Origin of the sequence: Chryseobacterium sp. S90 (assembly GCF_047444895.1) — a bacterium.
Classification (GTDB): domain Bacteria; phylum Bacteroidota; class Bacteroidia; order Flavobacteriales; family Weeksellaceae; genus Chryseobacterium.
The window spans coordinates 63,949-84,608 of record NZ_JBLGCX010000012.1 but is presented as its reverse complement, the minus strand read 5'-3'; the positions used below and the strand labels follow the sequence as shown (position 1 = coordinate 84,608).

15 protein-coding genes and 1 pseudogene are annotated in these 20,660 nt (G+C 32.6%); 11 read left to right on the top strand and 5 right to left on the bottom strand.

The window, feature by feature from the left end:
• Positions 1-764: 764 nt before the first annotated feature.
• From ACLMCG_RS22385 to ACLMCG_RS22375, 3 genes are all read right to left on the bottom strand, one after another.
• Positions 765-1,997 (bottom strand): helix-turn-helix transcriptional regulator, encoded by a 1,233-nt coding sequence (locus tag ACLMCG_RS22385; RefSeq protein ID WP_413961339.1) that lies wholly within the window; start codon positions 1,995-1,997, stop codon positions 765-767.
• Between the two features lie 371 nt (positions 1,998-2,368).
• Positions 2,369-3,001 (bottom strand): response regulator, encoded by a 633-nt coding sequence (locus tag ACLMCG_RS22380; protein ID WP_413961338.1) that lies wholly within the window; start codon positions 2,999-3,001, stop codon positions 2,369-2,371.
• 5 nt (positions 3,002-3,006) lie between these two features.
• Entirely contained in the window at positions 3,007-5,991 is a 2,985-nt protein-coding gene (locus tag ACLMCG_RS22375; RefSeq protein ID WP_413961337.1) for a two-component regulator propeller domain-containing protein, read from the bottom strand.
• A gap of 722 nt (positions 5,992-6,713) precedes the next feature.
• Between ACLMCG_RS22375 and ACLMCG_RS22370 the strand changes: the two genes are divergently transcribed.
• Positions 6,714-7,139 (top strand): hypothetical protein, encoded by a 426-nt coding sequence (locus ACLMCG_RS22370; RefSeq protein ID WP_413961336.1) that lies wholly within the window; start codon positions 6,714-6,716, stop codon positions 7,137-7,139.
• Between the two features lie 807 nt (positions 7,140-7,946).
• On the opposite strand, the gene ACLMCG_RS22365 is transcribed toward ACLMCG_RS22370, so the two are convergent.
• Complete coding sequence (locus ACLMCG_RS22365; RefSeq protein ID WP_413961335.1) at positions 7,947-9,218, bottom strand: FISUMP domain-containing protein; 1,272 nt, start codon at positions 9,216-9,218, stop codon at positions 7,947-7,949.
• Between the two features lie 1,103 nt (positions 9,219-10,321).
• On the opposite strand from ACLMCG_RS22365, the pseudogene ACLMCG_RS22360 reads away from it, so the two are divergent.
• The 7 genes and pseudogenes from ACLMCG_RS22360 to ACLMCG_RS22330 all read left to right on the top strand — a co-directional run.
• Positions 10,322-10,639 (top strand): annotated as a pseudogene (locus ACLMCG_RS22360) (chloride channel protein); the annotation flags it as partial.
• Positions 10,630-10,809, top strand: a complete 180-nt coding sequence (locus ACLMCG_RS22355; protein ID WP_413961334.1) for a hypothetical protein — start codon at positions 10,630-10,632, stop codon at positions 10,807-10,809. The pseudogene ACLMCG_RS22360 and the gene ACLMCG_RS22355, both read left to right, overlap by 10 nt.
• A 913-nt stretch (positions 10,810-11,722) precedes the next feature.
• Positions 11,723-13,486: a M12 family metallopeptidase gene (locus ACLMCG_RS22350; protein ID WP_413961333.1), complete on the top strand. Its 1,764-nt coding sequence runs from the start codon at positions 11,723-11,725 to the stop codon at positions 13,484-13,486.
• A 21-nt stretch (positions 13,487-13,507) separates the two neighbouring features.
• Positions 13,508-14,137, top strand: coding sequence for a porin family protein (locus ACLMCG_RS22345; protein ID WP_413961332.1), 630 nt, complete (start codon positions 13,508-13,510; stop codon positions 14,135-14,137).
• Between the two features lie 30 nt (positions 14,138-14,167).
• The gene (locus ACLMCG_RS22340; RefSeq protein ID WP_413961331.1) at positions 14,168-14,710 is read left to right on the top strand and encodes a CopD family protein; all 543 of its coding nucleotides are present in this window, start codon (positions 14,168-14,170) and stop codon (positions 14,708-14,710) included.
• A gap of 142 nt (positions 14,711-14,852) precedes the next feature.
• Positions 14,853-15,767, top strand: coding sequence for an oxygen-dependent coproporphyrinogen oxidase (gene hemF / locus ACLMCG_RS22335; RefSeq protein WP_413961359.1), 915 nt, complete (start codon positions 14,853-14,855; stop codon positions 15,765-15,767).
• 29 nt (positions 15,768-15,796) lie between these two features.
• Complete coding sequence (locus ACLMCG_RS22330; RefSeq protein WP_413961330.1) at positions 15,797-16,615, top strand: RsiV family protein; 819 nt, start codon at positions 15,797-15,799, stop codon at positions 16,613-16,615.
• A 165-nt stretch (positions 16,616-16,780) separates the two neighbouring features.
• On the opposite strand, the gene ACLMCG_RS22325 is transcribed toward ACLMCG_RS22330, so the two are convergent.
• Positions 16,781-17,836, bottom strand: a complete 1,056-nt coding sequence (locus tag ACLMCG_RS22325) for a PKD domain-containing protein (protein WP_413961329.1) — start codon at positions 17,834-17,836, stop codon at positions 16,781-16,783.
• 265 nt (positions 17,837-18,101) lie between these two features.
• Here ACLMCG_RS22325 and ACLMCG_RS22320 point away from each other — a divergent pair, with 265 nt between their 5' ends.
• From ACLMCG_RS22320 to ACLMCG_RS22310, 3 genes are read left to right on the top strand one after another with little or no spacing between them, the layout of a single operon-like run.
• A complete protein-coding gene (locus tag ACLMCG_RS22320; RefSeq protein WP_413961328.1) occupies positions 18,102-18,755 on the top strand; it encodes an NlpC/P60 family protein in 654 nt (217 codons plus the stop codon).
• A gap of 2 nt (positions 18,756-18,757) precedes the next feature.
• The gene (locus tag ACLMCG_RS22315) at positions 18,758-19,696 is read left to right on the top strand and encodes a type VI secretion system baseplate subunit TssG (protein WP_413961327.1); all 939 of its coding nucleotides are present in this window, start codon (positions 18,758-18,760) and stop codon (positions 19,694-19,696) included.
• 20 nt (positions 19,697-19,716) lie between these two features.
• A complete protein-coding gene (locus tag ACLMCG_RS22310; protein WP_413961326.1) occupies positions 19,717-20,658 on the top strand; it encodes a TssN family type VI secretion system protein in 942 nt (313 codons plus the stop codon).
• Positions 20,659-20,660 lie beyond the last annotated feature (2 nt).

Genomic DNA, 20,660 nt, shown 5'->3' with positions numbered 1-20,660 from the left:
CTCAAATGTGAGGCAGCTTTTTTTATGAGTAATAAAAAGGAATCCCAAAGCTTACCTGGGCCTTGAGGCTATTTTTAGTGATGAACCCAAAATAGAGGCCAATGCTAACCGTTACACATTTGTATGGAAAAATCTTTAAATAGAAATGAAGAATGTACGGAGGCCTAGTTTTGAGAACTCTGGAATTCCCCTTGCAAGTTGCTAAAAAAGAAGAAGATTTCCATCACAGTACATAATAGAACAACAGAAATTTTTAAAAATAGAAACAGCTATTAAAAACGGACTGCAAACTTCAGTTCAGTATATACCCAATCAGTTCATCATTAATTCTATATCATGCACCCCATCCTGTGGCTTATTAAGACCTCTGGTAACGATTTCAGATATCGCTAAGAAGAGAACTATTTCTGTCTTCAAAAGAGAAAATTAAGCCTACCTAAAGTATAATTATTTTGATGAGATCAGAAAACCAAAACTTTCAAAGATTCGGCAAAAAAGTCTCTCCACTTTCCAATACAATGCGTGGAGAAAAGCTTTGGAAACAAAGAGGTAACGATGTAGAACCGTTTTTTTTCCAAATCAAATTTAACAAAGGATTTAAAGATTCTTCCTTTACGTATATAAAAACGACTGCCTATTTTTTTAAGACAGTTGTTTTAATTTATCAATATTTATAGTTTCGGTTGATGACTTATTTATGGCTTTTTTCAAATTAATTTAATCAAGCTTAATTTTGGACTGTTGAAATAATTATTCCCTTATGATTATGCCATTTCTCCCAGACTTTGAATGAAATTAAATAAATCATCATCTTTATTGAGACCGATCTTTTGTTTTAATCTGTATTTTGTTACTCTTACTGTCTTAGGATCTACTTTTAAAATATTCGATATCTGAAAATTATTCATATTAAGATAAATATAAGCAGCGTATTTCATATCCAAATGGGTGAGTTTGTTTTTAGAAATTTTTTGAATGCGATTAAAAAAATTGGGATGAACTTCCTTTGTCATATGCTGAAGTTCATTGAAATCATGGTCTGCCAATTGATCTTCTTTTAATATTTTTTTCAGATTGGTACCATTGTTCTCTATACTATTTTTTAGCTCGTTGAGTACTACTTTTTTGGAATCAAGTTGAAGCGATGTTGCAATAGCCTGTTTTTGTAATCTTTCGCGTTGCAGGGTCAATATCTGATATTGTGTTTTGAGATAATTTTTTTCTGTAGTAAGCAGATTGGTTTGGTATCTATTTATTTTTTGCTTGTATTGTAGGGTAAATATTAATACAAGAATTCCCAATCCTGTTGATAAGGACATTATCAGAAAAACAGATTTCTGTTTTACATATCTTATATTTTTTGCTTTCAGTTCTTTGATGAGTTGATTTTTTTGGTTGATGTAATAAAAAATTTCTAATGATTTACCATCACCTTCTATATCAATCAAAAGAGGAATTTCTGATTGGACAGCATATTCAACCGCTTTTATGGAATTTTTCTTAATATCCTGTAAATTTTTATCTTCATTACTATTAGTATCAATCAAATATCTGGCCTTAAGATTGTAAAACATACTGATCAAAAAATTTTCATTTTTTAAATCTTTAAGAATTACAAATCCTCTGTTATAGGATTGTAAAAATAGATTAAATTCTTTGTGACTCAGGTAATATTTTGCATATCCATATTGTACATATGCCAGGTCTATTGGCTTATTTGTTTTTTCGGCAATTTCATTTGCTTTTTTTAATAATTCCATTCTTTTTTTCGATTGATGTAAAGCATCATAATGTATGGATAAACCTACATAACCGATCACTTTTTTGGAGTCATCGGAGGAATGAATGAAGTTTTGATCTATTATACGTTCTGCTTTATCGGACTTATTGTACTTCAAATAACACAATACGGATTGCATATCCTGATCTGTATTACTTTGAGAAAATACAAAAGAGGAGGTATATAATAAAATAAATAAAATAAATGTTTTCATCATTGATAGTGCTAAATCTTTGTAGATAGTATAATTTTTTTTATTATGGTTATATATAAAGGTTTATTGATTGAGATCCCGGATATCAGAATCAATTGATTTGAACTCCTTTTATATTGGGAGCTTTATAGACAAAATTGTGATTATTGTTATGCTTTATCTGAAAGTAATTTCAGCATACCAATTGTTTAAGAGCGGGTGCCTCTATTATGGTATATCAGTTGATTATGCAAAATTAAAAAGATGTTTTTTATTATTTGCAGTATTTATTATAGTATTATTACGGATATATTGTCATTTTAAAATTAAATATTAATAGAAGTATTTCTGTAACAGTTGAAAAAAAAGCCGGTTAATAATAACCGGCTTCTGTATTAATTATAATACTTATTGTGGAGATGTACCAACTCTGCGATGGAATGGACATTGAGCTTTTTAAATATTCTGAGCTTGTGAGTGCTGACAGTAGACATATGAATATTCAAAATATTAGATATTTCCAGAATACCGTTTCCATCCACCAGCCGGTGATAGATTTCTGCTTCTCTTTCAGAGAGCAGATCCAAAGGTCTTGTCACTTTACCGGAAGGATTAAAATCATTATTGATAACTTCGTGCAGTAATGCTTGCGGATAATAGTATCCTGAAGTAAAAATGGAGTTTACAGCTTCAATAATTTTAGTGTCTTCACAGGATTTATTAAGGTATCCATTAGCGCCTGCAGATAGGTAGGATATCGCCTGGCTTTCTTTATGACTGGTGAAAATAAGAATATTAATGTCAGCCTGCATTTTTCTTATATCCTTGATCATATGCTCAAAAGTGCTTCCAGGCATTTCAAGGTCAAGAATCAGCATGTCATACTCTTTTTCATTTAATTTTTCAAGAACTTCATGAAAACTATCTGCGTGATCAATACTAAAATCGGGATGAGCGCCTTCGATGATTATAGCAGTCCCCATTCTTACAACGTAATGGTCGTCTGCTATCATGATGTTTTTTTTCATAATTGTCAACATTTTAATTTAGGTATTTTAATTTCTACTTTTGTCCCTTTGGGAACATTATTGTTAAACGTTATTTGCGATTTAATTTTGTCGATCAGTAGAAGGACAAACTTAAGACCGTAGCCGGACCCTTTTTTCTGCAACTGTACATCCTCAATCAAAATTGAATGAAGGTTGTTGTAGTAATAGATCTGTTCGGGTGACATTCCGTTTCCCTCATCAGTAATTTTAATATAAACAAAGGAGTTATCATGAGCTATATCTATTATTATATGGCCTTCAGTGGTATTTTTTACAGCATTGTCAATAATATTATGAATAATTGCTGCAAGCACTGACTTATTGGTTTGTATATACAATTCCTCTTTAGGGTGGAATATAAGTTCGGTATCATTATCCTGTGCAATATTTTCAAAAAAGACTTTCTTTTCCATAATGAGTTCATTTAATGGATAAGGGAGGGTTTCTTCTACTGTACCTGTAAAAAGGAATGCATAGTTACCGAGTTCAAGGGTGAATCGATACAGCAATTCTGAAGATTTATGTATGCTGTGGAAATATTTTTTCTGGATTTCCAAACTATCTGTTTCATTAAGTTTTTTAGAGAGATGCGAGAGATGTTTTATTGGGGTAGCTATATCGTGAGATATTGCCTCAATGAGTTTTTCCCGGATGATGTTACTGCTGTTGATTTCCTCTTTTTGGGCATTTATTTCTGTATTGGCTTTCGCTAAAAGTTCATTTTTTGATCTAAGTTGTCTTTCATTGGATTTGATTAGTAAATAGGCAAGAAGTATTGTAACAACAGCGACTGATATTTTAAAATACTGGCTTTGATAAAAAAAGAAACCAACTTTTACATCGACTGTTTTATAAATATAATTATTATTCTCGTCTAAATATCGAAATTTAACCTGATGGTTTCCAGGTGTTAAATTTTCGAGGGTATGTTTTCTCTGCAGGCCTAAATCTATCCATGCACTGCCATCCAATGACACGTGTAGATCTACATTATTCAAGTTATTGAAATAAGGAAAGTCCACGAAAATTTCGAGAGCATTAAAATTATTATTGGGAATATTGACCGTATTATTTTCAATAGTCATTTTATGGCCGTCCAGCTGGGCTCTGTCAATATAAAAATCAGTGGACTTTAGGTGGAAAGATTTTACTTTATCAGGTCTAAAAAATACCAGACCATCCAGAGATGGAAATACCATTTGTCCGTTGCTGAGAATATTTGCATTTGGATTTCCACCGCCATTTAATTCATTAGTAGGCAACCCGTCTTCCATCGTATATCGGTAATAACCAACAGGCTTATCCATTTGACTGGAAAATTGCAAAAGATTTTGCATTTTGACTTTAAAAAGCCCGTTGTTAGTAGAAATCCATAAATTCTGCTGATGATCCTCTAGAATAGTATGAGGGTCTAGCAAATAAGACTTCTCATCTAAAGGCATTCTGATAAACTTATTTTTTCTGAAAAGAAAAAAACCGTGATTTTTTGTAACAATCCAGATATTATGGTCAGATGTCTGTATAATTTTCTTAATAGGATAATTTAATAATTTTTTAATTTCTTTTTTTGATGTATCGCCCATGTAAAGACCATTCAATCCTGCTATGAGCAGTTGTTGATCATTATATTTTTTTACATCATTAACAGGATAATTAAAATAAAACAGAGGGTCTGTTTTTTGCAGATCATCATTATATTCTGAAAGATAATACTTGTCGTTCTTTATATATACGACGTATAGCTGCTTATCCTTGCTATACACGGCATCGATCTCTTCATCTATAGGAACTTTTGTATATTTATCATACTGGTAGGCCTTAAGACGTTTATAAAGTGCATTGTTTTTGATAAAAAATATATCTTCTGCTTTATTGATTGCCAGCGAATACTTATTATAATCGTTGAATATATCTGCATTGCCGTTTTTTTGAGGTTTAATAATCTGAGATATGCTGTCATAAATATTTCCCTGGGGTGTTATGATGCTATGGCTGTCAAAAGGAAGTGTTGCATAAAAAACATTACCTGCAAATGAAGATTCCTGAGTAGGAGTGCTGAATTGAGGGAGTGTAACTACATATAATCCTTTTGTCAAACTTCCTAAAAAAAGGTGTTGGGTTTGCTTATCATACACTATTGAATTAATGTACAGGAGATTCAATTTTTTATTAAAGTTGGGTATGTACGCTATTTTTTCCACGCTGAGTTTATCATTGCCGTATATACTCTTGTAGAGAAAGTCCTTATGGATAATATATACTTTCTCATTGCCCTGGCTCCAGTAGATGATGCTTTGTGGTTCTGTATACAAGGAATTACTGTCCACAATTGAAACCTGCTCTTTATTGATTTTGATCATCTTTTTATAATCGGGAAAGGATATAAAGATACTATCCTCACAAATGAAAATATCCTTGAGGAATCTTACGTTAAAAGGAATTTTTATTTTCTTACCGATATTGGTTAAAGGATTATAATAAGTGATACCACTTTTTTCAAAAAAATATATATATTTACCTGTATTGATATATACACGGTCTTTATCCATTCTAGGGGTTATTGAACTGTTTTTGTTATAAAGCGCATATTTATGCCCATTATAGCTTACCCTTGTTTTAAAGTATTTTGTAGATATTGTTTTTTCCAGCAGCTTTCGCTTTTTTATAAATAGAGTTGTTCTTCCTGTTTCGTCGACATTGAAAATAGAATCCTTTTCTATATTTCCCCAAAAATTTCTGTATCTTTTTTTATTATTTTGATTGTCTATTGTGACGAACTGGCTTCCGTCAAAGCGTGTAATCCCATTTTCTGTCGCAATCCAAATAAAACCATATTTATCTCTAATGATATCCTTGACGCTGTTCTGTGGAAGACCATTATCAGTAGTGTAATTCTGCCATACAAGATCAGATTGGGCATACAGGGTAAGGAAAGTCAGTAATAGAATAAATATAAATCTATTTTTCATTCTTAATATATTTGATGTTGTTTTATGTTTTATAAGCTAAATTTAAATAAAGGTTAAAAAAAATAACTTTGTGTTAAATGCTATTTTTTGATTTCGAATTTAAGAATATTTTAAAAAATTAAATATTTTATATTTAATTTTATTAATATTATATTAAAATATAATATTGAGTGTATTTTGTTACGGATATAGTAATTCTCTGTTAAGTGAAGATTTTCTTTATTAGTTAATTATTTGTTAAAATTATTAACTAATAAAGAGTAGTTTATTAATAACCAGAAGGATTTGATTAATATTCTATAAATAATACTGATGGTAGCGGTATAATGCCCCCTTTAAGATTGAGAATGTGTAGTAGATATTTTTCATCTTGTCTTTATTTACACAAATTTAGGTCATAGAATTATCTTGCGATGTAGTTTTGTATTTCATTTTGTATAGTATTACATTTCATTTTGTATAGATGTAAATCTACATACCGCTTTATATTTATAAATGGTTTATTTTATAGTTTTATCGCTTTGTAGTTATAATTTTGCATGCATATAGTGATAAAACTATATTGTATTTTTTTGCATAAATTTTTAATAAATGTAAATTTAGATCGTCAGAAGAACGACTAATAACCTTCGTGTAAAATTAATCTGAGAAGCAAAGAACTGCTGAACATTGGATTTAATTTCGTAATGGTTTTATTGTTTAAAATTTACAATGATAAAGTTATGACTATTAAAAACATTATATTAAAAGAAGACGGAAAGACTATAGTGTTTTATAAGCATGGATCTTCATGGATTGCATATGAACAAAGTGCATACTGTTTATGGCAGACAGGTGAGTATATTCCTGAAGTAAGGCATATGAAATACCTCAGAAAGCATGTTGTCAGTATTAATTTCCGAAATGCCTTGCTTTCGGAGATTATAAATAGCCTTTCAGCTTTCGGACTAATAGAGATGAAAAAAGACTGTGTCCAGATCGTTTTAAGAAAAAAGATGAATAAACGTCATTTTATAAATTGGAAAGAAAGCATTTATTACAGAAATCTTAAAGAAAATGTTCTTTCTTTTTCGTTGGAAACCAAAACTTCTGTAGAAGCTTATCAGTTTTTACGAAAAGTCCAGCAAAACCTTAGTCATCATCTATAAAATTTCAAGTCAATCACTTTCAACTATATTATTTTATGTTTCGCCATTTCCTGTGTTGCAGGAAATGGTTTTTATTTTCAAGGATCGGTGAATGAAAAGATTTTAAAGGAAATTGAAAGACCATTGTATGCTTCAAGTTTTCTATGAAAACTGGATTGAATGCTGAAATAATTTAGGAAATTTAAAATGTAATTTAATTAATTTAGAGCTTACGCTTTTAAAACATAAAGATCCATTACTAAATTTGGATTAAAAAAATATTTGTAATAGCTACAACATGATTGACAGTTTGTTTATAAAAATATTTGTCAATTATTCAATACAATATATCCTTAGTCCAAAGTAAGGATTAGCAATACTCCAATAATTAATTTTTCCTTTTATCATTGATTTACTGTCCAAAAACAATTTATATTAGTGCTTTTCCATAGCAATGTTTTGTTTAATAGATCAAACTGAAAAAGACGGTCAAATTGACCACCCCAATCCTGCAAAAGTTTTAATTAAATCCTTAAAACATATTATAAGTCAGCGGAAACATCCTCTAAAGTTCATTTTCGACCTTCATTTGTTACATTGCTTAATCCAAATAATAGGATTTTTTATAAAAACGGTGTGGTTTACTTTCATAATTTAAACTGATAGCCATTGAGAATAATTGCAATATATATCTTGTTTGTTTTAGAAAAGCTACTAAAAAGTGCGGCAAATTCTTTGCCGCACAGATGTATGAGTATCGTCTTTAATAAAATTTTAAATAGACAAATAAATTCCGCTTAATAGACTAATGAATTAAATGAATAGAATCTATTCTGAAACACATCGCACTGAAAATCCGTCCGTACGATTGAGGCTGGCGGAATTTACCGAACTGCTAATTAAGAGGAGGTAATAGGCGTTTGTACTATTCTCTGTACTGCTCCAATAGAGGCCGTTGTAGGCACGGCGGGTCAGGGCTCCCGTAGTACTGTTGCGGTTGCCTGCAACAGGAAAGACCAGGGTGCTTCCGTTATTGACAAACTTTTTACCCACAGTGAAGTTTGTAGCACTACCGGGAGAGCCAACAAACGTTCCTATATTCGTAGGGTTAGGACTGTTAGTGACAAATGATACCCATTCATTTCTTGTCGGAACACGGAAGCCCGCAGGACAGGGATCATTGGCGGTCTTTACAGGAACAGCCTCAGTCCCGGAATTCCAGGCTTTATTAGCAGCTGCGGATGTGCTCCAACCGGAGATGGCACCAGAGCCAGTATATGCAGTCGCCACAGGATTCTTCTTACCCCACTGATAATAACTTCCCATAATCGCTTGGTTAGGGATATTAGGATCCTGAGAAGTATCCGCTCCTAAGTTATGGGTCATCATCTGGCGGGTTTGGCCGTTAATGATTACAGGAACTACATCAGGAAAAGATCCTCCCGCTGCCACAGTACGAGTGAAACCGCAGGTCTCCCCGGCTATACTGATGGTAAACACAGCAGTACCGGCTGCAGAAGGAGTACCGGTAATATTGAAGGTGAATGTACCACTGCCATTATTCAATGTACCGGAAGGGAGTGTAGCTGTAAGACCGGTAACTCCGGTAGAAGGCACACTTACGGCAGAGTAAATACCACCGTTACCGCCGTTATAAGGAATCGAGGTATTGATACCTGCCGCAGGCTTCCCTGCTTCCAGAACTCCAATATCAATGGAAGCTGAACACAGCATCTGGGTTACCGCAGCAGTACTCGTACCACTGGATACCATTTTTACCCAGCGGTTACTACCTGCATCAAAGTAATAAAAACCTCGAACATCCATTCCTTCAACCTGGCCGGTACGGTTATTAGGATCAGGCGCAGCAGTTACAAAAACAAGCATAGCATCTTGATCATTGCCGTATACAGCAGCTGTTTCCGCATCATGAAGAGCATTTCCTGTAATACGGGGAATTAAAATCCCTTCTGAAGTACTTCCGTCCGATGTTTTACTGGCAACATCCAGTGTCGATTTGGGAGTCAAGCTATTGATCCCTACTTGTCCATAGGACAAAGCACCAATGAAAGCCATTGGTAATAAATACATTTTTCTCATCTGATAAATATTTTAAAATTATTTTTTTTGATAGTATTAGATCAAAAAAAAGTTTAACATGATCCGTATAATTAGGTTTGTAATACCTTTCTTTCCTCGCTGTCTTAACTTTTTTACTTTTTATTCGTTTACAGCTTAAAAAATAAAAGCAAACAGGTTGATTTCTTCATCAGTATTAACATATATATACTCTAGGTATCTTATAGTTAAGACAAATATAACAAGTTGTTAGGTATCATGTTATGATACAATGGTAATATTATCACTAAATCAATGTAGTTTTATTACTAGATGTAAAATGAATATTTATCCATTTAAAAAAGGAAGAGAAAAAACAATTCTATTGTGACTTATGTTTCTTTTTTAAATGGATTACAAGGGCAGAAATAATAAATCCGGATTCCCATAAAATGAACTACTGTACAGTTATTTTATTATTTGCTTGCTTTTTTTTGATACTAAAGTCCATTTTTGAACTCATTTATTTCCATACAACGCTTCTAAAATTAGAAACTAATAAAATGTGTGATAATTGTCTAAGAAAAGAAATAGAGACTGGATTGTAGTTGTTCCGTTTGATACATCAATACATTTTACCTCAGTACTTTTTATAATTTTTTTTAGAAAATTGGCGAGAAGTATGGATCACAGATTCCTATAAAAACGAATATTGCACTTGTAATCCATTGTTCAATAGCATAGTATTCGTATATTAAATCCGTTTTTGAGATCATTTCCATTAAAGCTTTAAGAATTCAACAATAATGAAAAGATTTCTAAGCTGGTGTGATGAAAAGGGAATATTATTTTCTTCAGAAACTTTTTTACAAATACTGTCAACTATTGCTACTATTTTTCCTTGGTTGTATCAAATAACTTAGGCTGTTTAAATTTTTCAAACTGTATGGCTTTTATAATGGTATCCTTCACTGAATTGAAATAAATCTCCTTTATATACGCAGAGATGTTAGACAGAATAGTGTACAGCTTGTTTTTTAATAGTGAAACTTCTTTGATTAACTCAATATTCTTTTGTTGAAGTTCAGTAATCATTTTAGTTTTGGATTGAAGAATTTCTTGATCTTTAAGCAGCTGTTTTAACGGTACTTTTTGGTGGTTCAACCGATGTGGAAGTGTCGGCAGTGGTAGCCACTGCAACAGTTGAAAATCAAGCCTATAAATATTTACATGCTGCACGGGCATGTAAAACAGAGCTGATCTGCGCAGGTATTATAGCCGGAGTTACAGTCTTGTTTGGAAGTGCATTGGATGGTTTTCTATTTGCATTTGAAATTATTGCACGTAAGTATAATAAAACTTTACTGATCAGTGGTATTAGTTCAATGTTTATCGCTCACCACTTCGTACATTATTTTGACTCCAGTCCGTTGTTTGCATTTGAAGTAAAACAATGGCATTAGCAGGCTATATCTTTTGTGATAATATTAGGGGTAATGGGGGGGCTCTCTATTTCAAAAAGATTTATGCAAAAACATTTTTCACAGGAATAAGTAATAATTTTATTCGTGTAAATTTAGGTGCCATAACCTTTGGGATATTTATCTTTTTTCTTCCTGATTTTGATTGCTAAAAATTGATATAATGTCGTTTGTGTAACTAAAAAACTATACATCGTTCGTGATAATGCTACACATTTTAACCGATGTAATTATGATTTTGTTCTTATGTTTGCAATACAGATTTTTAATTCATTTTTAGCAAAGTGATGAGAGAGATGATGAAGTTCCCTCACAGGGTTTTAAATTTAAAACCCTGTATTTTTTAAGTCTTAAAAACTTTATTTTCATAATTCATTTGATAAGGAATTCAGATTACAGTTTATAAGAAACATCTGGATTCCTTTTTATCATCTGCTGTCAAAATATAAAATTCTATTCTGATATTTTTAACAAGGTTTTACTTATATTGATGATATTCATTTTAAAAATAGATGTTTATAAGTATTGATTTGCTTTCTACATTCAACATTTATCATTCTATTGGAATTTTTCTGGCATATTCATTTGTTGTATTTCCTTAAAATGTCATAAAATAACTACATGAATTTACAGCTAATGCTACAGTGTTTTATACCTGTAGTGGAAATTTTGTTTCTAATTTTGTACTGGACATTTTTTACATGCTAATTTTTTGGTAAACCATTAAAAGTAGTGTTGTGTAGCACGGGCCTAAAACTTTGGCCCCAATGTTTTTAGACTTATATGTTATAGAAAGCAGTTGCAAATTACCGATTGGTATAATGTGGAGTTTCTAGGTTTTTATCAGTAATAGAGAACTGTAAATCCCTGCTAACCATATTATGCGATTTTCTGCTTTAACCTTCTTCATAAAAACTTAATAATCAAGCCAGCAGGTATTGAACAGATTTTATACACTTCTTATCTGTAAGATTGGGGATTGTATGGATTAACTCAATGTTGCTACTATTTGTAAAATTAATGAATAATGAAGATCTATCTTATAAACCATTTTAGAATAAATATATGAAACACTTAATATTAGTAGTTGTAGGTATTATTATGCTTTCTTGTAAAGAAGATGAGTTTCAGGGCCTGGATGAGGGTCAGCAATATGAGAGCAAAGTTGGAGTTGTTGATGTTGATTACAGGGGCAGGAAGCTTAATGCATGGAAGAATAATGATGGTGATTATATTGTTGATGAAGATATTATCCTTTATAAAAATGAAGTTAAGGAATTGTCCAGCTTAGGCACATCAAACAAATATGTTGTTGGGGATTGGGATCAGATTAGTGATATTAATGTTACGCTCTGGCCTGCTGGACCTATCAGTTTCAAAATAGGTCCCGGTTTTACGAATTCAGAATTGGTAACAATAAATCAGGCAATACAGCATTGGAATGATAAAACTAATGTCATTTTTATCCAGGTTCCGGCTAATGAAAAGGTTTATTTTAAAAAAGTTGATTCAGGTTGCAGGGCTACTGTAGGGTATCCTGTAAAAGGGGGGAAAAGTACTGTTGATATTAGTTCAACCTGTGACCTTCAAAGTATTATTCATGAAATCGGTCATGTCGCGGGCTTAATCCACGAACATCAAAAACCTAGTAGAATTGATCACATTATCATGAAGCCGGAAACCTTCAACTTTATAAAAAATAATTATAGCTCTTCATATCCTACTTTAATTAGCAATTTACAAATTGAGCGGACAAACCTTGGTGATCCTTTTATGTTTGATATGCAATCCGCGATGATGTATGGTTCTTATCCAAGAAACAACATTGCTTTAAGAGATCTTTTAATAAGCAAATCTCTTCCTTTTTTTACCAAAAAAGACGGGAGTGTTGTAGAACGTCCTGTCTCAGGTTTAACCCCAAAAGATATTATGCTTGTTCATTATTATTACAGCCGAAAGCTTATTTTGCAAAATATTGATTATAATGTTGTTAGAGTTAAAATACGGATAGAAGGAAGTGATCCTGATATTGTGACTCTAAATCCTGCGGAAAAGATTGTGCTGTATTATGATGCTCAAAATGATAAATATACTTATAACGGCCATATAGTACAGCAATTGGGACTTAATAACGGGAATGATATTAACAATTATATGAGATTTAGCTGGTCGGGATCCAATGATATTAAATATTTTATGCAGGAATCTGATCCTACAGATTCCAATGGATCATTGATACTTATTAAAGACTATGTTCATCCGGAGAATACAGTGTATTATCATTTTACCAATAGAGATGGTATCGATGGCGGTAGCGGTAAGGCAATTGTGGAATCCTTTAAGAAAGATGACTATTCTTCTTATATCTATTTAAAACGATGGAATTCAAACATCAATACGGATGGAAAAGTACATGCATTTGATAAATATACACCTACCAGTTTAAAAATAAGGAATATTAATTATGCGACTTTGGGGAATGTTGTTATGAAATTTACAGATTGTTCCAATAAGAAAATCTTATTGGCAGCCGGACAAAGTATTACATTGGAATACACAGCAAATGGCTTTACTTATGATGGTTGTAAACTCAAGCAGTTGGATTTCAATGATGGGAATTCAAGTGATGATCTCAATTTCAGTCAGTCATCATACAATGGTGAGATTACCTACCAGGGATCTGGATCTTATCTGACTACAATCATAGACATCAATAGCGGATATATATATGGCGCAGTAGATCCTGACGGGATTGATGGGAAAGGAGCCAATACTCAACTTGATGCTTATGTGGATCAAGGTATTATGTACATTGATATCAAGAAATAAATCAGTTTAAATTATTCTTAGATGAAAAAACAATCTGTTATTTCACTTTTGATGCTTTCAGTAACGCTGACTGCTCAAAAGATAAATTTAGCTATAGAGGCGGGTTTTGGACTCTCTAATGTCCATACTAATGAGACGGTGGGTATTTCAAATGCATCAGGATTTACTGCAGGTATTTCGGCCCGTATACAACTTAATAAGAACTTGTGGTTTCAGTCAGGATTATTTTATTTACCTAAAGGAGCCCAAAAGACCATATTAACAGAAAGCTCGACCATTAATACCAGGCGGGTAATCAGTTATTTTGAATTACCGGCTAATGTCATTTATTATTTTAATAGTGAGAAAGTCGGTGGACTGTTTGTATCAACAGGTATGTATGCGGCTTTGGCCGCTGCTGGACATACCTTTAAGACGGTAACTGATACAGGCAAAGAAGTGGAAAAAAGCACAAAAGATATTGTGTTTGGGAATCAGGTTAATCAGGTTAATCGTTTTGATTACGGACTTAGCTTTGGTTTGGGCTATCAGTCTCCTGCAGGGCTTTATATCAAGGGACAGTATGAAATAGGATTACAAAATGTTGTTAATACAAAATATGTTTACAACAGGAGTTTTCAATTGATGATTGGATATATTATAAAAATATAGCTTAATCTTTTTAATCGCCAAATATTTGTTATGTTTAGTATTACAATCAAATTGCTGCACATTTTTTCTATAGTATGTTATTTTTTAGGGATATTTTATGTAGGTCAACTTTTCCTTTCTTACAAACATACCAATCAATTTTCAAGATTAAAAAAGAAGATTTTAAGAAGGCAATACCTTTTTAGGATTGAAAGAATATGGAATATGATTGTTGTTCCCGGTGGATTGATTATGCTTACGACGGGGGTAATTTTGTTTTTTTTGAATAAACAACTTGTGAAGATGCAGTGGTTTGATTTAAAACTTATTTTTCTCTCAATGCTGAGCACTTATCATTATTGGGTTTTTGAAAAAATCCGCTATTTAAAAGCATTATGTGGTTATGATTTTAATATGTCCAGTATAAAATTGCAGAAGATCAATGAAATAGGCATTCTGCTTTTGTTTCTTCTGGGATGTAGTGTTGTTTTAAAGTATACAATAAAAATCCATTATGGTTTTATCATTACAGAAGTTATTATTCTGATGTTTTTATTGATAGCAGCTTTTAAATTGTTTAAAAAAGAAAAGTAACATCTATTCATTGATAGTGTTAACGATAATTTACGGAACCCAATACTATAATAATACCGCATTATTGAGCTTGTTTTTTCTAAATGGGAATGTTTATCATAGGTTGGTTATAGCCCCGTTACTAATTTTTTTGAAGATGAAAATTAAAAATGAATTCATACACTTTATACACTCACTCCAGACCCAAATATGTGATGTATTGGAAACGATAGATGGAAAAGCATTTTTCAGGCAGGATGTATGGCAACATCCTGAGGGGGGAGGTGGTCGTACACACGTTATCGAAGATGGTAATGTGTTTGAGAAAGGAGGGGTAAGCACTTCAATTGTTCATGGTAAGCTCCCTGAGATATTGTTAGATAATAAAGTTTCCGACGGTCATTTTACAGCTTGCGGTATTTCTCTTGTCATCCATCCGGTTAATCCGTTTGTTCCTACAGTACATGCCAATTTCCGGTATTTTGAACTTTATGATAAGATGGGAGAGTTAAAAGAATGTTGGTTTGGAGGAGGTGCCGATTTAACACCCTTTTACCTTAAAGAATCTGATGGAAGTCATTTTCATCGCACATTTAAGGCAGCTTGTGACCCTTTCGGCATAGAACTTTATCCTTTATTTAAAAAGAAATGCGATGAATATTTTGCCAATAAGCACCGTAATAATGAGCCAAGAGGTATTGGAGGAATCTTTTATGATTATCTGCGTCCAGATAAGGAAAAAAAAATTGAAGATCTTCTTGCTTTTTCTCAATCGAACGGAAATGCTTTTCTCAGGGCTTACATCCCTTTAGTTATAAAGAATAAGGATATTCCCTATACACAGGCTCATAGAGACTGGCAGGCTTACCGGCGTGGGCGCTACGTAGAATTTAACCTTATCCATGATAGGGGGACATTATTTGGGATTCAGACCAATGGCCGCACGGAATCAATTCTTATAAGTCTGCCTCCTACCGCAAAATGGAAATATGATTTTCATCCGGTTCCCGGAAGCCCTGAAGCGCAAATGGAAGAATGGCTTAAACCCAGAGACTGGATCGATATGAGATCTTTATAACACACCGAATTTTAACACAGATACACATAATGAAAAATTTAATTGTTATTTCAAGTATTGCTTTTTTTTTGGTTACATCATGTAAAAAGGCTGAATCTCATCCTCTGATAGAGAAAGAATTTTATGATATTGATTCTGTAAATATTACAGATACAATGAAGATTACTGATTCTTTGTCCCTGGTTTATTCTTCAAAGCAACTTTACTTTCCCTTTATACAAAATACAAATTTGCTGAACAACATTTATTTCAGATATAAAGATTCTGCTCATTCTTCGAAAACAGAGTTGAAAATTTCTGTAGAAAAAGATATGTTAAAGCAATATGATCAGTTAAATAAGCTTTATAAAACAAAAGGTTTTGGTGGTTTGTGGGTATACAAGAATGAAATGCAGGTGAAATTTTTGCTTCATCAGTATATGCATATTCAATATGTTGATACCCATAATGAAGGGGATAAAATTAAACAATGTTCGTACAAGGATAAAATGTTTGATCTTAAAAATAATAAAGAAATGACCCTCACTGATATAACTTGTCTATCCAGGGACCAACTTTTGGTACTCTTGAAAAAGAATATGTACAAAATCTTTTTTAATATAACAGGTAATATAAGAATTAATGAGTTTGATGAAAGGATATTTAAGATGAACGGGTTACGTGAAATTCCAAATACGGATAATTTTTATTTTGATACTAAAGGTTTATACTTTCATTATAATCCTTATGAAATTCTCTCATCTTCCTCTGTAGATTTTGTGATTCCGATTTTCTGGGAGGAATTAGAAGGGTGCTTAAATCCTGAATTTAAACAGAGAATGAATATTCATAAAGATGACGGATACTAAAGGAATTCCAGTATACCGGCGGTTTTTTCACCTCCAACTCTTTATTATACTTTACTAAAAAATAAAAGATCAGAGAACTGTACTTTCTCTGATCTTTTAATTTTAAATCGCCTATTTTCATTTAAAATAATCAGGGCTTTAGTAAAAAATTAATCTCAAAATATTTTACTCTTTTATCCATATCATGAACTTTTTTACTTTATACTGAACCGTAATATGCTCTATACAGTTTTGCTGATTTTTCTCCATTCTCAACATTATAATTTTTATTTTTTTCCCGCTAATAAGCTGGCAAAACTGTTCGAATGAAACTAATTTTTTGCTGTTAACGACAACTGGAATATCATATTTTCCACATATATAAGGATTGAAATCCTCTTTGGTTTTTGATTCTGCAGCTACTTGTTGCAACAATATGCGGAACTGTTCATTAGATATTTCAGGTGCATTTTTATGAGTGGTTAACGTATCCTTTTTAGCTGCTGATTTCGGAGAGACAGGAATATATTTTAGTGCATCTACCAATGGATCTTTCTCTGGATTTCCAATCGGTAATGAAAAGGAGGAATGGGGCTTTTCAAATTCATAAGAGCTGATATCAATTTTAGGTTTTTCCTGTTTAGCCATAGGCGCAACATAAATTGTTTTGGTAGCAGAATGCTGCACATCACCATTAACGACAAGGGTAATCTTCTTAGGGCCCTCTGAATTAAACTGATAGGAGGGTGCCTGGTCCACGGCATCTATTTGATTGGATTCTCCAAAATTCCATTCCCAGGAAACAGCATCCTTTTTTACTCCGTTAAAAGTAACTGTTTTCCCTGCTGTAACAACATTCGGTGCGATAATCAAAGGCAGATTTTCGCTATGCTCATCAGTGCTGTGTATTGTTATTAGCTTTTGGTGAATACAGTTTTTATTAAGAGTCAGGGTTACAATATAATCCCCAGGTTTTTTGTATGAATGCAGCGTTCGCTGCCTTTTGTCCACTTGGGTGCTATCCCCAAAATTCCATTCCCAGCTTTCCGCTCCCGGTGTGCTATCATAGAATTCTACTACTTTATGGGTTGTAAACTCCTGTGCATACACAATGAATTTGGCATTTTCACAATCGATATGCCGACTGTATTGATAGATTAATAAAATTGAGCCTAAAGATAAAAGTAGTATGATACTCCAAAACACTTTGGGATCCAGACTGGAAGAAAAAAAAGATTTCATTGTTTTTGTGTTTATTACCATGATATAAAATGATATGTTATTACAATGTGTTTTATATCAATATTTTATGTTGCTATTTTATAGATTTTATTCTATCTCATTTCATGATTTGAATCATGAAAATGAGAAAATTCATCCTATACATTTGTGCATCTTCTAGTACGAAAAAGATCATATAAACAAATTTTTGATTTTGATGATTTTCTGTCCTGTGACGTTACAGGTATCAGGAAATCCGTACTCGTTTTTAACACCCTACATAAAGATGAAATTGTATTTAGAACAACATTGGATTGCGTTAGTAATTCTTCTTTCATTATCAGGACTTGTGTCCTGTAGCTCCGGGAGGTACATTGAAGAACTTCCCTATATGCATTCTATTGAGCAGTACACTAAAGAACAGAGCGGAATAAAGAGCCATACTGATTCTGCTTTTACCATCGCCGATAATCATGATGAAAAACTAAATGAAGAAGAGATGGATATCAAAGAAAGGTATTCCATTATTATGGAGGTAATGCCCAAAAACATCACCAATTATAGGCTGTATTCTTTTATTGATCAATGGATTGGCAGAGCAGGTAGCAAACAGGCCTCTGATCAGAAAAACAAAACAGATTGTGCTCAGTTTACGTCGTTATTGTTTAACGAAGTATACCAGGAAACGGTTTCTCCTATTCCTGAAAAAGTTTTTCGTTCAAAAACTATTGAATTGTTTACAGGTAGGAGCTTTCTGCGGGAAGGGGATATTTTATTTTTCCGATATGATAAGCTGCATCCTATTTCTGATGAAGGTATATATCTGCAAAATAACAGAATAATTGCCTGTACAGCTGGTGGATTAAATGTTTATGATTTTAATGATCCGTATTTTCAGCTGAGGTATATCGCGGCTGGAAGATTAAAACCTAAAAGCTGAACATGATGAGAGATTTTGAAAATATTGTCAGGCAGATCAACTCTTTGCCTTTTGATATTAGGGCAGAGGTGATTGTCAATGATTTATTGAAGAAGAATGATTTACAGTCCGAAGATTTTATAATAGAAAAGGATGGACAATTTTCAAGAGCCTACCGTTATGATATTCTAGATTCAGAGGTAAGCAATTACAGTTTTGGCAGTGCTCCTTTTTTAAAGTTGGTACTTTCCCGTGACAGCATATATGATATGCTGCCTGAAAATGTAGTACATGATATCAGTAGTGAGACCGCAGAGAAGAATGTGGATATCATGATACAGGAATACAGGATTAAAAAACAGGATCAAAAGAATGCAAAACTTTTTTTTCTGCCATTTGAAAATGAAATTTTCAGTTATGGAGTTGAAATTGAAGATTTTGAACAGGAATTTTTTTGTCAGCTGCACAGTTCAAATTCTCCAGAACTGTTTTATGAATTATTTGGTATCAATAAAGATATAGCGCCTGAAATGGCTTCCCGATTGATAAGGATCTTACCGTTTGCTTATAAAATTGTTGGAAATGCTGATTTGACCTGTCAGGTGATTTCATTACTTCTGGAAGAAGAAATTAGAATAACCAGAAAAAACTGGAAAAAATATTACGATGATCAGCAGAATAGCTTGCTGGGTGATTGTAAGCTAGGTCTGGATATGGTTTCAGGTAATCATTATGATCATTATATGGATCATGTTAATGTGTTAATAGGACCTTTAAAAAATGGAAGTTTTTCAGATTATTTTAATGAGGGGAAAAGGAAGCAGTTCGTGGATTTGCTTTGTTCCTATTTTTTTTCTGCAGAAACCGAGGTAGAGATTACTATTTTGCTTTCAAAGGAAGAAGAGGGCTTTGATTTGGATGTGAAGAAAAATACTGTTTTAGGATATAATACCAGGATATAATGCAGCTGAAAAAATACTTTATGAATTTACTGGAACCTGAAATTCTGGTTTCCATTATTATTCTGCTTGCGGTTTGTATTATCCTTACTGCGATTTTCAAACAGAGGATACCGGATTTTAGAAAAAGGTACGGTTCCAAATTCAATTCATATGTTTTTGGAATAATGATGATCAACTTATTGATTGGTTTTGTCGGATATAATAAACTTTTTACTGATCATATGCTGTTTGAGTTTATTTTTTATCAATTGAGTTCCTTATTAGTGGGATGTCTGCATTGTTATATGTACCGGTTTTTTTTTAAGAAATTCGGAGATGAGGTAAATGGGCTGGAATACTTTTTTGTGTTGTTAATCATTGGTTACAGTATTATTCCCTTTGCTTTAATCTATACTTTCTTCAATGGGATTAGGTTTGTTTTTCTCATGTCTGGACAGTATGTTTTATTTCTTCTTCCCACATTATTGAACGAAACGTTTAACAGGGCGATGGCTATTCCTCCTCAGATTTACAGAACCTGGCATTTTCCGGAAAATTATAAGAATCTTCCAGGAGTCACTGATGAAGAGATGAAAGATCTGGTAGTTTTTACATTACTTATAGATAAAGACCTGAATGCAAAAAACTACAGTGCCTATAAAGCCAAAGGTCCAACGAGGATTGATTTTGGCAGACTTTTTTACAGTTTTATATTGGACTATAATGAAAGGAATTCGGAAAACGAGATTAAAGTAGAAGGGGAAAATGGTTTTTACGACTGGGTATTTTTTTTACGACCTAAATGGTATGAATCTACCAGGTATGTGGATACGGACCTGCCTCTTTATATGAATGGTATTGAAGAAAACAGTGTGGTAATCTGTGCACGGGCACAGCATATGATTATCGAAGAAAATATAAATGAAAATGAAGATTTGCCTGACTTTGAATACAAAGAAAGGGACTATGATGAATTACAATAATT